14 protein-coding genes are annotated in these 12,764 nt (G+C 64.6%); 6 read left to right on the forward strand and 8 right to left on the reverse strand.

The annotated features are described in order from the left end of the window. Window positions 1–139: 139 nt before the first annotated feature. The 5 genes from flhB (at window position 140) to IVA80_RS33805 (ending at window position 6,813) form a co-directional block, all read left to right on the forward strand. Entirely contained in the window at window positions 140–1,219 is a 1,080-nt protein-coding gene (gene flhB, locus IVA80_RS33785; protein WP_247439421.1) for a flagellar biosynthesis protein FlhB, read from the forward strand. 154 nt (window positions 1,220–1,373) lie between these two features. Then, window positions 1,374–3,956: a PAS domain-containing protein gene (locus IVA80_RS33790; RefSeq protein WP_247439423.1), complete on the forward strand. Its 2,583-nt coding sequence runs from the start codon at window positions 1,374–1,376 to the stop codon at window positions 3,954–3,956. Between the two features lie 252 nt (window positions 3,957–4,208). Continuing rightward, complete coding sequence (locus tag IVA80_RS33795; RefSeq protein WP_247439425.1) at window positions 4,209–5,201, forward strand: TIM44-like domain-containing protein; 993 nt, start codon at window positions 4,209–4,211, stop codon at window positions 5,199–5,201. Between the two features lie 146 nt (window positions 5,202–5,347). Next, a complete protein-coding gene (locus IVA80_RS33800; protein WP_247439427.1) occupies window positions 5,348–6,028 on the forward strand; it encodes a lectin in 681 nt (226 codons plus the stop codon). A gap of 77 nt (window positions 6,029–6,105) precedes the next feature. After that, complete coding sequence (locus IVA80_RS33805) at window positions 6,106–6,813, forward strand: glutathione S-transferase (protein WP_247439428.1); 708 nt, start codon at window positions 6,106–6,108, stop codon at window positions 6,811–6,813. 54 nt (window positions 6,814–6,867) lie between these two features. Here IVA80_RS33805 and IVA80_RS33810 read toward each other — a convergent pair whose 3' ends face one another. The 3 genes from IVA80_RS33810 to IVA80_RS33820 all read right to left on the reverse strand — a co-directional run bounded on the left by IVA80_RS33810 (window position 6,868) and on the right by IVA80_RS33820 (window position 8,599). Next, on the reverse strand, window positions 6,868–7,542 hold the full coding sequence (locus IVA80_RS33810; protein WP_247439431.1) for an isoprenylcysteine carboxylmethyltransferase family protein: 675 nt from the start codon (window positions 7,540–7,542) through the stop codon (window positions 6,868–6,870). 117 nt (window positions 7,543–7,659) lie between these two features. Next, complete coding sequence (locus IVA80_RS33815; RefSeq protein ID WP_211385317.1) at window positions 7,660–7,833, reverse strand: hypothetical protein; 174 nt, start codon at window positions 7,831–7,833, stop codon at window positions 7,660–7,662. A 292-nt stretch (window positions 7,834–8,125) separates the two neighbouring features. Continuing rightward, complete coding sequence (locus tag IVA80_RS33820) at window positions 8,126–8,599, reverse strand: hypothetical protein (protein ID WP_247439433.1); 474 nt, start codon at window positions 8,597–8,599, stop codon at window positions 8,126–8,128. Between the two features lie 209 nt (window positions 8,600–8,808). On the opposite strand from IVA80_RS33820, the gene IVA80_RS33825 reads away from it, so the two are divergent. Further along, window positions 8,809–10,464 (forward strand): fumarate hydratase, encoded by a 1,656-nt coding sequence (locus tag IVA80_RS33825; RefSeq protein WP_247439435.1) that lies wholly within the window; start codon window positions 8,809–8,811, stop codon window positions 10,462–10,464. Here the strand turns inward: IVA80_RS33825 and IVA80_RS33830 are convergent. The 5 genes from IVA80_RS33830 to IVA80_RS33850 all read right to left on the reverse strand — a co-directional run bounded on the left by IVA80_RS33830 (window position 10,442) and on the right by IVA80_RS33850 (window position 12,720). Next, window positions 10,442–10,825 (reverse strand): hypothetical protein, encoded by a 384-nt coding sequence (locus tag IVA80_RS33830; RefSeq protein WP_247439436.1) that lies wholly within the window; start codon window positions 10,823–10,825, stop codon window positions 10,442–10,444. The two genes, IVA80_RS33825 and IVA80_RS33830, sit on opposite strands and share 23 nt — an antisense overlap. A 20-nt stretch (window positions 10,826–10,845) precedes the next feature. Continuing rightward, entirely contained in the window at window positions 10,846–11,142 is a 297-nt protein-coding gene (locus IVA80_RS33835) for a hypothetical protein (protein ID WP_247439439.1), read from the reverse strand. Window positions 11,143–11,244: 102 nt separating this feature from the next. Further along, window positions 11,245–11,799 carry a septation protein IspZ gene (locus IVA80_RS33840; RefSeq protein WP_247439441.1) on the reverse strand — a complete coding sequence of 185 codons (555 nt, stop codon included), beginning with the start codon at window positions 11,797–11,799 and terminating at the stop codon, window positions 11,245–11,247. A gap of 12 nt (window positions 11,800–11,811) precedes the next feature. After that, window positions 11,812–12,387 carry a hypothetical protein gene (locus IVA80_RS33845; RefSeq protein WP_247439443.1) on the reverse strand — a complete coding sequence of 192 codons (576 nt, stop codon included), beginning with the start codon at window positions 12,385–12,387 and terminating at the stop codon, window positions 11,812–11,814. A 75-nt stretch (window positions 12,388–12,462) separates the two neighbouring features. Then, the gene (locus tag IVA80_RS33850; RefSeq protein WP_247439444.1) at window positions 12,463–12,720 is read right to left on the reverse strand and encodes a hypothetical protein; all 258 of its coding nucleotides are present in this window, start codon (window positions 12,718–12,720) and stop codon (window positions 12,463–12,465) included. Between the last annotated feature and the right edge of the window lie 44 nt (window positions 12,721–12,764).

Consider the following 12,764-nt stretch of genomic DNA (forward strand, 5'->3'; position numbering starts at 1 on the left):
TGCAAGCCTCACGTCCGATCAGGAAATTCAAATCGATCAGCGGCACTGGCCAAATTTGGAATCTTGTAGCGCCCTTGTGCTTTCCGAAGTTCGTGCACAGGGGCCGCGAAAGTGACGAACTTCGGAAAGCGGGCGCTACGTGGCGGAAGACAAAGATCCCGAGAGTCAAACAGAAGACCCGACACAAAAGCGTCTCGAAGAGGCGCTCGAACGCGGCGACGTCGCCAAGAGCCAGGAGATCAACACCTGGTTCATGATCGCGGGCGGCACGCTCGTGGTCTCCACCTTCTCGGGCTCGGTGGGCAGCGGGCTGGCGACGCCGATGCGCAACCTGCTTGCCAATTCCTGGATGATCAAGACCGACGGTAGGGCTCTGCTCGCGCTGATGCAGCAGATCGAAGTCGCCGTCCTCGCAGCGATCGGCGTGCCCCTGCTGATGCTGGTGCTGGCGGCGATTGCCGGCAACATGCTTCAGCACCGCCTGGTCTGGTCGGCCGAATCCCTGAAACCCAAATTCAGCAAGCTGTCGCCTGCCGAGGGCCTCAAGCGCATCTTCGGCAAGCAAGCGGCCGCGAACTTCCTCAAGGGTCTCGGCAAGCTGATCGTGCTCGGCGCGGTCATGACTACTGTCCTGTGGCCGGAGCGGCATCGCATGGAGGCGATGGTCAAGCTCGATCCGTCCGCCATGCTGGGCGTCACCACCAGCCTGACCGTTCATCTGCTCGGCGCGGTGGTTGCAGCGCTCGCGATCATCGCCATTGGCGACTATTTCTTCCAGTATCGCAGCTGGTTCCAGCGGCAGAAGATGTCGCTCCAGGAGATCAAGGAAGAGTTCAAGCAGTCCGAAGGCGACCCGCACATCAAGGGCAAGCTCAGGCAACTGCGCCAGCAGCGCTCCAAGAAGCGCATGATGGCGGCGGTTCCCAAGGCCTCCGTGATCATCACCAACCCGACCCACTATTCGATCGCGCTGTCCTACGAGCGCGGCATGCAGGCGCCGATCTGCGTCGCCAAGGGCGTCGACAATCTCGCCTTCAAGATCCGGGAGGTCGCGCGCGAGCACGACATTCCCATCGTGGAGAACGTGCCGCTCGCCCGCGCGCTCTACGCCACCGTCGAAATCGACCAGGAAATCCCGACCGAGCACTACCATGCGGTCGCCGAGGTCATCGGATACGTCATGCGGCTGAAGCGCGGATTCGGCGCCGGGCGCGGATAAAATGCCCGAAAAGTACCGGACATGGCCGTAATCTGGGAATCAGCGTACCTTTCGCCCCTGCTGCCCTTGCGCCTGCGGGTCCGATTCAGGCAGGGAGGACCCGGCGCGCTCCGTAGCGCGTTGATTCTCTGCCGACAGGCTGCGCCAGCTTGAGATGACCGCCGAAACCGACCACGACCTCACGCGAGAACCCGTTGCGGCGCACGAGCCGTCGCCGCGCTCGGGGAGCATTGCGCTGGTGCTGCTGGTGGCCGCCGGCCTCGTCGCCGTCGCCATTGGGCTGATGACGCTCGGGCGCGCGCAGGCGCAGCCCTATATCCTCGGCATCCTCGCCGTGCTGGCGATGGTCGGCCTGTTCAACCTGTTCGCCTTCGCCGCCGGGATCATCCGCTTCGTCGACCGCAATCTCGACGATCCCGTCATGGGGCGCATTGCCGACCACGCCTTCGACGGCCTCGCGGTGACCGATCCCCGCGGCCACGTGGTCTATTCCAACGCGGCCTATCTGACGCTGACCGGCGCCACCGGCCCGCAGGAGGTGCGCCCCGTGGAGCGCGTCTTCATCGGCAACCCCGATGTCTCCGAAGCCGTGTTCCGCCTGCTGAAAGCCGCGCGCGAAGGAAAACGGCAGCAGGAAGAGGTGCGCATCTCCGGCCAGGACGGCAGCCAGGGCCGCTGGCTGCGCATGCGGGTGCGCCCGCTCGGAACCGGAAAACGCGAGGCGAAATATGCGGTGTGGTCGATCGCCGACATCACCCGCGACCGCGAGCGCCAGGAGGACGTGTTCCAGGAGCTCCAGCATGCGATCGAATATCTCGATCACGCGCCTTGCGGGTTCTTCTCGGTCAATCCGGCCGGCGAACTCGCCTATGTCAATGCGACGCTGGCGAACTGGCTCGACTACGATCTCGCCGAGATCGGGTCGGGCGGGCTGAAGCTCACCGACATCGTCTCCGGCGATGGCGCCTCGCTGCTCACGTCGATCGTGGCGGTGCCGGGCGAGGTGAAGACGGAAGTCTTCGACATCGACCTGCGCATGCGCACCGGCAAGACCATGCCGGTGCGGCTCTATCACAAGCTCGCGTTCGGGGCCGACGGCGCGCCGGGGCCGTCGCGCACGCTCGTCATCAGCCGCGCCCGCGACGAGCGCAGTGATCCGGATCGCGCGGCCGAAGTGCGCTTCATGCGCTTCTTCGACCATACGCCGATGGCGATCGCGACCGTCGACCGCGGCGGCAACGTCGTGCGCGCCAATGCGCGCTACGCCAAGCTCGGGCAGGCCCTAGGGCTCGACAGCGCCAGCAAGTCGATCTTCCGCGCGGTCAATGCACGCGACCGGCACCTGCTGATCGCGGCCATCAACCAGGCCGCCGAAAACCAGGCCGACATCGCGCCGGTCGAGGTTGCGCTGGAAGGGACCAAGGAGCGCTGGGGCCAGTTCTTCGTCACGCCGGTGGATGGCGCCGAGAGCGACGCGGAAGCCGCCATCGTGCACATGCTCGAGACCACCGAGCGGCGCGCGCTGGAGAACCAGATCAACCAGTCGCAGAAGATGGAGACGGTCGGCCAGCTCGCCGGCGGCATCGCCCACGACTTCAATAACGTGCTCTCCGCCATTATGATGGCGAACGACTTCCTGCTGAACGCGCACAAGCCGACCGACCCCTCGTTCCAGGACATCATGCAGATCAAGCAGAACGCAACGCGTGCTGCGACCCTGGTGCGGCAGTTGCTGGCGTTCTCGCGGCGGCAGACGCTGCGGCCGCAGGTGCTCGATCTCGGCGATGCGCTGTCCGATCTCGCCATGCTGCTGCGGCGGTTGATCGGCGAGAAGGTCAAGCAGGAGACCATCCACGGCCGCGATCTCTGGCCGGTCAAGGTCGACGTCTCCCAGTTCGAGCAGGTGATCGTCAACCTCGCGGTCAACGCGCGCGACGCCATGCCGGATGGCGGCAAGCTGATCATCCGCACCGCCAACGTCACCGCGGAAAAGGCGGCCAGGCTTGCCTATAAGGGGATGCCGGCCGCGGACTATGTGCGGATCGAGGTCGCCGACACCGGCACCGGCATCCCCGCCGAAATCCGCGACAAGATTTTCGAGCCGTTCTTCTCGACCAAGGAAGTGGGCAAGGGCACCGGCCTCGGGCTCTCCACCGTCTACGGTATCGTCAAGCAGACCGGTGGCTTCATCTATGTCGATTCCCAGCCGGGGCAGGGCACCTCGTTCCACATCTTCCTGCCGCGCCATCACGCCGAGCCGGAGGTGCAGGAGCAGCCCGCAGCAGGGCTCAGCGCGACCAATGGCGCCGCGAAGGAGGCCGCATCTGTGGCGGCGGAGGCCAAACCGCGCACCGATCTCACCGGACAGGGCACCATCCTTCTCGTCGAGGACGAAGAGGGCCTGCGCGCGCTGAACGCACGCGGCCTGCGCTCGCGCGGCTACACCGTGGTCGAGGCCGAGAATGGCGTCGAGGCCATGGAGGCGCTCGAGGGGCAGAGCGGCGCGATTGATCTCGTCGTCTCCGACGTCGTGATGCCCGAGATGGACGGCCCGACGCTGCTGAAGGCGATGCGCGAGAAGAATCCCGACATCAAGTTCATCTTCGTCTCCGGCTACGCCGAGGACGCTTTCGAGAAGAGCCTGCCCGAGGGCCAGCAGTTCGACTTCTTGCCGAAGCCGTTCACGCTCAGCCAGCTTGTGGCGGCCGTGAAGGAGACGATGGCGAAGGCGGAATAGGGTTACCCACCGGCACTCTGGATTTGCTTCGTCGGATTTGCTTCGTCGCAAGAGCTCCTCGCAACGACGAGGACAAGCGGAGTTTTCGCTCCAATGCCGCCGGTAACCCGCGACCGCGGTTCCCCCCGCGCCCGGCCAAGCCCCCGCCAAATATGGGCTTTTGCCACGTCCCCGCGACTGAGGGCCGCAGCCATAGGTTCCGAAACCGGCTTCACTTTTCGAGAAGTCTGCCCATCTTAGGAGCACGTCCCCATGCCGGGGATTTGGGAAAAGCACATGAATTTCTCGCAACGCTCCCGCAGCCTCTTCAAGACGATCGCCGTCGTGCTGGCGCTTGCGCTGCCGACCGCGCTGGCGATCTCGTCCGCCGACGCGCGCGTCGGTGGCGGCGCCTCGTCAGGTTCGCGCGGCTCGCGCACCTACTCCGCTCCGCCGTCGACCACGACCGCGCCGGGCTCGGCCTCGCAGTTCAACCGCACCTACACCCAGCCGGGCGCAGGCATGAACTCGGCTGCCGCCGCACCCGCACGCGGCGGCCTGTTCGGCCGTGGCGGCGGTTTCCTGGGCGGCCTTGCGGCCGGCTTCCTCGGTGCAGGCCTCTTGGGCATGCTGTTCGGTGGCGGCCTGTTCGGCGGTCTCGGCGGCCTGTCGTCAATCCTGGGCCTGCTCATCCAGATCGCGCTGGTGGTGGTCGTGGTGCGACTGGCGATGTCGTGGTGGCAGCGCCGACACACGCCGCAGCCAGCCTACGCCAATGCTGATGCCGGTGCCGGCTCTGGACCGCAGCCCAACTATCGCAGCGGTCTTGGTGGCGGCTTCGGTTTCGGCGCCAACAACGCGCCGCTCGAGATCAAGCCGGACGACTATGAGGCATTCGAGCGTCTGCTCGGCGATGTCCAGGCCGCCTGGTCGAACGAGGACGTGGCCAAGCTGCACACGCTCGCGACGCCGGAAATGGTGTCTTATTTCGAGCAGGACCTCGGCCAGAACCGTGCGCGCAACGTCGTCAACAAGGTCACGGATGTGAAACTGTTGCAGGGCGACCTCGCGGAAGCCTGGCGCGAAGGCGAGACCGAATACGCCACGGTGGCGCTGCGCTTCGCGCTCATCGACAAGACGCTCGACCGCAACAGCGGTACGGTTGTCGCCGGTAGCGAGCAGCCGGGCGAGGCCACGGAGGTCTGGACCTTTGCCCGTCGTCCGGGCAGCGGCTGGGAATTGTCGGCGATCCAGCAGACCAACTGATCGCAGACGACAAGGAAAACAAGGCGTCGTGGTTTTTGCACGGCGCCTTTTTCTTTTTGGGCATCTCGCATCGCGGCATCGGAATAAGCGGGCGCCCGTCGGGTTGAAATCTGGCGGCCAACGATAAAACACAACTGGAGGACAAGATGATCCGTATCGGGAGATCCGTGACCATTTCAGCTCTAGCGTTCGCTTTGGCCTCGCTTGCGGCGCCATCGGCGCAGGCGCAATCGGCCGAAACGACGTTCTTCGTCACGTCCAATGGACCGGGCAAGGGCGCCGATCTCGGCGGCCTGGAGGGGGCCGATGCGCAATGCCAGAAGCTGGCACAGGCCGGCGGCGCTGGCACCAAGACCTGGCGCGCCTATCTCTCGACGCAGGCAGCCGACGGTAAGCCGGCCGTCAACGCGCGCGACCGCATCGGCAAGGGACCGTGGCAGAACGCCAAGGGCGCGGTGATCGCCAAGGACGTTGCCGACCTGCACGGCGCGGCCAACAACCTCACGAAGCAGACTGCGCTCAGCGAGAAGGGCGAGGTCATCAACGGCCGCGGCGACACGCCGAACCGGCACGACATCCTCACGGGTTCGCAAGCTGACGGCACCGCATTTTCCGCGGGCGACGACAAGACCTGCAAGAACTGGACGTCGAGCACGCAAGGCGCGGCGGTCGTCGGCCACGCCGATCGTCAAGGCCTGCGCGATGACGAGCCATCGAAATCGTGGAACAGCTCGCATCCCTCGCGCGGTCCCGATGGCGGCTGCTCGCAGGCCGATCTGAAGAGCACCGGCGGCGACGGCCTGCTGTATTGTTTTGCGGCGAATTGAGGCGCGGAACTCTCTCCACCGTCATGAGTTCGTGGTTGCGTGCCACACCCGCCGCAACGCAATCACGGACAGTTTCCATGAAATACGAGCTTTACTATTGGCCCGAGATCCAGGGCCGCGGCGAATACGTGCGGCTGGCGCTGGAGGAGGCGGGCGCGGCTTATGTCGACGTGGCGCGTGGCCCGCGCGGCACCAGCGCGATGATGAAGATGATGGACGCGCACAAGGGCACGCCGCCCTTTGCGCCACCGTTCCTCAAAGCCGGCAAGCTCGTCATCGGGCAGACCGCGAACATCCTGCTCTATCTCGGCGCCCGCCACGGGCTAGCGCCGAAAACGGAAGCGAGCCAACTCTGGCTGCATCAGCTGCAGCTCACGATCACCGACCTTGTGGTCGAGATCCACGACACCCATCATCCGCTCGGGCCCTCGCTCTACTACGAAAATCAGAAGCCGCCGGCGAAGAAGCGCACGGCCGACTTCTGGGGCGAGCGCGTGCCGAAATTTCTCGGCTATTTCGAGCAGCTCCTTCAGGACAATGGCGGTGCCTATGTGACCGGCCGCAGGCTGACCTATGTCGATCTCTCGCTGTTCCAGATCGTCGCGGGGCTGCGCTATGCGTTTCCGAAGCGGATGAAGGCATTCGAGGGAGATATCCCGGACCTCGTCGGTCTGCACGACCGCGTCGCGTCGCGGCCGAACATCAAGGCTTATCTGGCGAGCGAGCGCCGGATTCCCTTCAATGAGCAGGGCATCTTCCGCCGCTATCGCGAGCTGGACGGCTAAAGCGTTTTCGAGCGAAGTGCTTTTCCGTGCAATGCACGGGAGAGTGATGCGCCCTCACCAGATGCCAGGCAGCAGGCGATAGCGCACGCGCGTGACGTAGTCGGAATAGCCCGGCAGGCCCTCGCGCAGCGTACGCTCCTCGATGCCGATGCGGATAGCAAACAAAACGAGGATGAGTGGCACCATCACAAGGCCCCACCACGTGCCCAGGAGCAGCGGCACGCCGGCAAAGAACAGGATCACGCCGCTGTACATGGGATGGCGCACATGCGCGTAAGGCCCCGTCGAGATCACGCGCTGCGCGCGTTCGGCCTGGAGCTTCACCACGGGCGCGGCGAACGAGTTCTCGCGGAACACCCAGAGGACGAACAGCATCGAGAGTAGGAACAGCACGAGGCCGAGCACCTGGAACGCAACCGGCATGTCCGAGGCTAAAGTGCGCCGGTCGAGCCCCATCGCGACCAGCCAGGCCAGCATCGCAAAAACGAATACGGTCATGAACACCTTGTCGGCGGCAGGCTGGTCCCTTTGCAGGACCGGCCGCAGACGTTCGGCGAGCAGCGCCGGGTCGACCCGATAAAGCCACCAGCCGCAAAGCGGGCCGAGCAAGGCGCAGGTGGCGAGGAACACCCAGGCTGAAGGCCACTGCAAGGTCCCGGCGGACGCGAACAGCAGCGCGCCCATCGCGACGGTGGAGATCGTGTTCTGCAACAGCAGTTTTGCGATCATGCGCAGGTCTCAGGCTCAGCCGCGCACGATATTGGTCCCGCTATCCGGCGAAGATACGGCCGGACACGCGAAAAGCCCGATCGACCGGATCGGGCGTTTCATTTTTGACCGGCCTGATCAGGCGAGCTGATCAATCCGCGTGCCCTGACCCGGCGGCAGCGGCGCGGGCGGCGGCGGCTTATAGGTCGGGTCGTTGTCCTTGGTCTTGGTCTGGTCGTCCTGCTGCCTGGTCGTGTCGTAGCTCGGCACCACGATCGCGATCGGCGGCGGCGCAACGGTAGAAACGCTCATCCACAAATCCTCACACATGGAAACAATTGACCCTGCGCTGCGAGGAGCGAAACTTCCGTCAAGACAATCGTTAAAATGCGAGGGATCCCGGTGCGATGGGATGCGCTGTTTTCGCGCCTCCTCGCGCTGATCGTGAGCGACGACTGATCTCTCCTCGTCATTGCCGAGGTCCTTGCGACGAAGCAATCCGATCTGCCTCCGCGGAGACAAACCCGGATTGCTTCGCTGCGCTCGCAATGACGGAGTGTGTGGGCGCCGCCGCGCGTATGGAAAGAACGAAGTTGCGGCGTATCTACTCGTCCTTGCCGCGCGTGATTGCGATCGACGCGTCCGTCTTGGTGCGGGTGCATTCCATGTTGAGACGCCGGTAGCGCATGATGACCTTGTCGCCGCGGAGCAGGCCCATCCGCTTCAGGCAGCGTGTCGCGCCCGTCGTGGTGTCGTCCTTGGTCACGGTGAAGACGATCGCCGCCATCGAGCCTACCAGTGCAAGGAACTCAGGCTTGGGCTTGCGATCGCTCTTGGCGTAGAGCTCGATGGAATATTTGTCGCCGCGGCAGCCGACCGACAGCTCCTTGGCCGCCGGGTGCGTCAGGTAAACGACGTTGGCGGCGCGAAAGTTCACCTTGAGGCGATCGACCTGGTTCGCCAGCTCCTTGGCGCTGTCGTCGCAGCGGTCGGCGCGGGCAGGCGAAGCGAGGGTCACAAGGCCGGTGATGGCGGCGGCGACCAGGATCGCGCCGCGGACGTTCAAGTTCAATGTCATGATGAAAAGCCCCTTAGGGCGCGCATTCAAGCGTCGGCGGACGCGGAGTGCAAGGGTGGGGTCTGGCCTTTCCACGTGCTGCGCCAATGCCTTCCCAAGCCCCGGCCGCCCGCTCTCATGCGTACCGGTCCCTTCCTTTTCCGTCCAAAATGGGCTTAGAACGCTTCTACGCTTAGAGGCCCGCCAGGGCCAAACCCCGAGATTCGCCCATGAACGCTCCCACCGCCTTTCCCGACCCGTCAAAGCCCGTTCCGCCCTACAAGCACACCCCGCTGTTCCCGCTGGGCAAGGACGAGACGCCCTACAAGAAGATCACGGCCGAGGGCGTCCGGGTCGAGAAGGTTCTGGGGAAGGACATGCTGGTGGTCTCGCGCGAGGCGCTGCGGGCGCTGTCGGAGGCGGCTTTCGGCGACATCAACCACTATCTGCGGCGCGGCCATCTAAAGCAACTCCGTGCGATCCTGGAGGACGGCGAGGCGAGCCCGAACGACAAGTTCGTCGCGCTCGACTTCCTCAAGAACGCCAACATTGCGGCTGGCGGCGTGCTGCCGATGTGCCAGGACACGGGCACCGCGATCATCATGGGCAAGAAGGGCTGCAACGTCATCACCGATGGTGACGACGAGGCGGCGCTGTCAGAAGGCGCGCGCGATGCTTACCTGCGCCGCAACCTCCGTTACTCGCAGGTCGCGCCGCTCTCGATGTACGAGGAGAAGAACACCGCCAACAACATGCCGGCGCAATGCGAGATCTACGCCGAGGGTGATGACGCCTACAAGTTCATGTTCATGGCGAAAGGCGGCGGCAGCGCCAACAAGAGTTTTCTATTCCAGGCCACGCCCTCGGTGCTGACCAAGGACCGGCTGCTCGCGTTCCTCAAGGAGAAGATCCTGACGCTGGGCACCGCAGCGTGCCCGCCTTATCACCTCGCCATCGTGATCGGCGGCACCTCGGCCGAACTCTGCATGAAGACGGTGAAGCTCGCTTCCGCGCGCTATCTCGACGCGTTGCCGACCCACGGCTCGCCCGACGGCAATGCCTTCCGCGATGTCGAGATGGAGCAGGAAATCCACAAGATGACGCAGTCGCTCGGTGTCGGCGCGCAGTTCGGCGGCAAATATTTCTGCCACGATGTGCGGGTGATCCGCATGCCGCGCCATGGCGCCTCGCTGCCGATCGGCCTCGGCGTGTCCTGTTCCGCCGACCGCCAGGTGCTCGGCAAGATCACCAGGGATGGAGTCTATCTGGAAGAGCTCGAGCACAACCCGGCGCAATACCTGCCGCAGGTCGAACAGTCGCTCGGCGGCGAGGTCGTCAAGATCGACCTCAACCAGCCGATGAAGGACATTCTGGCGACGTTCTCGAAATACCCGACCAAGACGCGGGTCTCGATGACAGGCACCATGATCGTGGCGCGCGACTCCGCGCATGCCAAGCTGCGCGAGCGCCTTGAGAGGGGCGAGCCGCTGCCGGACTATTTCAAGAACCATCCGGTCTACTACGCCGGTCCCGCCAAGACGCCCGAGGGCTACGCCTCCGGCGCCTTCGGCCCGACCACCGCGGGCCGCATGGATTCCTTCGTCGACCAGTTCCAGGCCGCCGGCGGTTCGATGGTGATGGTCGCCAAGGGCAACCGAGCGCCTGCCGTGCGCGAGGCCTGCAAGAAGTATGGTGGCTTCTATCTCGGCTCGATCGGCGGTGCCGCGGCGAACCTTGCCGAGCACTGCATCAAGAAGGTCGAAGTGCTCGAATATCCCGAGCTCGGCATGGAAGCGATCTGGCGCATCGAAGTCGTCGACTTCCCGGCCTTCATCATCATCGACGACAAGGGCAACGACTTCTTCAAGGAGCTGAACCTCGGCTAGGTCTCAACCTCACCCCGCTTGCGGCGGCATGGAGTTTTGCGAAGTCAGGGTCGTCGTGATCAGGATCGCGTTCGGTGCGCGGCTTCAACGCGGCTGAAACTGCGCGCGTCGCATCCGTTGTGAGTGCGACCGCGAGCGCCTGATGCGCCGCGAACACGCTTGCCGGTGTCTTCGGACTGTTCGATGTCACGGGATAAACGGCGAGGTAACCGGTCGCGCCGTCGGTCCGGTAGGCTGTGCCGGCGAGATAGCCTGGCGGCACCATGGCGAGCGCGCTCGCGCGCCACGCCGGTTCGGTGTCGGCCGCGCGCGCCGCTTGTGTCGCGACACACAGGATCGTTGCCGCGATGAGACGGACCACTCGCACGGTTGCCGCGCGGCTTACACGCGCGTGCCGGTGAACGGGAAACTGCCCATCGGGCCGATGCCCATCTCGCCGCTCATGCTGTCGCCGGAGACCTTTCCGATGAACTCGAGCGTCAACGGCATCGGATTGGTGATCGAGACCTTCCAGTTGACGGCGTCGCCGCTGATGGCGCCGTCGAAGATCTCGGCGGAATTACCGTCGGCGCCCTGCGTGCCCGTCAGCGTGCCGCCGGAGCTCAGCAGGGTCAGCGTCGCCTGGCGCTCACCCATCGGCGTCGTCATGATCAGATTCCAGTTGCCGTCCACGGCCATTCGCGTCTCCCAAAATCCCGGCTGGCCGCGACGATCCGCGGTCGGTCCTGAACGAGCCTATAGCCCAACTCGCAGCTCCTGCCTAACGCTCCGATAGGGCATTTAGGCGCGGGCCGCCGCACGCCTGCGGCTGGTGACGACGAGCCGAAGCACGACGTACTGCACGGCAAAAGCCAGAATCTTGGCACCGCCCGCGACGACGGAGATGTAGAGCGCCCACAGCTTCAGATCGCCGGTGGAGGCGACCGCGATCGTGCCGGCGCCGATTGCGAACATCAGCGCGGCCCAGGCATAGCCCGCGGCCGTTACATATTCCGGGACGGTCTCCGTGACGATCGGAGGCATGTAGCGCAGCATCCAACCGCGCTTGAGCATGATGACCCCGATCGCGAAATGCGCGATCGCCGGTTTTGCCAGCATGAAGCGGGGATCGTTGGTCAGGAGCGTGATCGTGCCCAGCACGACGACGAGCGCGAGGCTCGCATAGGTCATGTAGCTCAGCTGCTGCCCCTTGACGCGCACATAGATCACCTGTGCGATCGCACCAGCAATCGCCACCGACGTCGCCAGGATCACATTGTCGGTGATGAGGTAGATGACCAGGAAGATGATGGCTGAGAGGAAGTCGGAAGCGAGGCGGGCAAATACGTCCTTCATCGTCGATCCTGCTTAGCGAGGGGTGGGCAGCGCACCAGCCGGCGCACCGTACTTGATCTGGCAATACTCGGGATACCACTTTGTGAAGTAGATCGCGGTGTTGCGGGCGGCGAAGGCGACCGCAAGGCTCGACCAGAGCGGCAGGCCGGGGAAGTAGAGCAGCGCGATGTTGGCGGCCATCATCAACAGCGCGGCCGCCGTCCAGGCGCCGGTGATGATGTAATTGGCGGTGAGGAAGCCGGGAATGGCCGCCGTCTCGGCCGCGACCGTTTCAACCGCATATTGCAGCGTGAACGGACGGCGGGCCAGCATCGAGCCGAGCGAGATGACGAAGATGCCGATATCGACCGACAGCTTGACGCCGAGCGTGCCGAGCTTCGGGTCGACCAGCGCGACGTAGAGGCCGATTGTGGCGAACACGACGGCTGAGCCCGCGGCCAGGATCTTTACCGAGCGGCCGCGCGCGATATCGACAGCGATGGTGGCGAGGCAGATCGCGGAGGCTGCGAACACGCTGATCGCGGCCGACGTCACCAGCATCAGGAAGCTGTAAGCGCCGTAAGGCGCGAGGATCATGAAAATCGCCATGGGCCGCCTCGGTCAGCAAATCTTTACAATGTCAAGATTAGTAGTTTGGCGGCGAGGCTGCGTCAAGCGGAATCTTTACAGTGTCATAATGGTGTAAGCGGCCTGCAAAAGATGAGCTGCTGCAATGGCTTGGTCGGATATCTCTTCGGCGAATGCCGCCCAGGGCAGGAACGACAGGATCAGCAGCGCGCAGGCGATCAAGGGGCCGATGGAGAGCAAGATGCCGCCGGCGGCCTTGCCGCTCCGTCGCTGCCGGATCATCTGGAATGCGAGCGCGGCGCAGATCAGGGCGAGGACGGCGAGGCAGTCGGCGGTGATCGAGGACATGTGCATGGGAGGCCTCTCTGGTGGCATCCGCAACGTCATTCCGGGGCAAC

The organism is Bradyrhizobium sp. 139, from assembly GCF_023074175.1.
Classification (GTDB): domain Bacteria; phylum Pseudomonadota; class Alphaproteobacteria; order Rhizobiales; family Xanthobacteraceae; genus Bradyrhizobium.

Bases quoted from the DNA above. Each gene is read 5' to 3' on its own strand.
- IVA80_RS33835 (WP_247439439.1), bottom strand. From the start codon at position 11,142: ATGGCCGTGGACGGCAACTGGAATCTGATCATGACGACGCCGATGGGT.
- IVA80_RS33850 (WP_247439444.1), bottom strand. From the start codon at position 12,720: ATGCACATGTCCTCGATCACCGCCGACTGCCTCGCCGTCCTCGCCCTG.
- IVA80_RS33790 (WP_247439423.1), top strand. From the start codon at position 1,374: ATGACCGCCGAAACCGACCACGACCTCACGCGAGAACCCGTTGCGGCG.
- IVA80_RS33845 (WP_247439443.1), bottom strand. From the start codon at position 12,387: ATGGCGATTTTCATGATCCTCGCGCCTTACGGCGCTTACAGCTTCCTG.
- IVA80_RS33805 (WP_247439428.1), top strand. From the start codon at position 6,106: ATGAAATACGAGCTTTACTATTGGCCCGAGATCCAGGGCCGCGGCGAA.
- IVA80_RS33840 (WP_247439441.1), bottom strand. From the start codon at position 11,799: ATGAAGGACGTATTTGCCCGCCTCGCTTCCGACTTCCTCTCAGCCATC.
- IVA80_RS33795 (WP_247439425.1), top strand. From the start codon at position 4,209: ATGCCGGGGATTTGGGAAAAGCACATGAATTTCTCGCAACGCTCCCGC.
- IVA80_RS33800 (WP_247439427.1), top strand. From the start codon at position 5,348: ATGATCCGTATCGGGAGATCCGTGACCATTTCAGCTCTAGCGTTCGCT.
- IVA80_RS33815 (WP_211385317.1), bottom strand. From the start codon at position 7,833: ATGAGCGTTTCTACCGTTGCGCCGCCGCCGATCGCGATCGTGGTGCCG.
- IVA80_RS33820 (WP_247439433.1), bottom strand. From the start codon at position 8,599: ATGACATTGAACTTGAACGTCCGCGGCGCGATCCTGGTCGCCGCCGCC.
- IVA80_RS33810 (WP_247439431.1), bottom strand. From the start codon at position 7,542: ATGATCGCAAAACTGCTGTTGCAGAACACGATCTCCACCGTCGCGATG.
- IVA80_RS33825 (WP_247439435.1), top strand. From the start codon at position 8,809: ATGAACGCTCCCACCGCCTTTCCCGACCCGTCAAAGCCCGTTCCGCCC.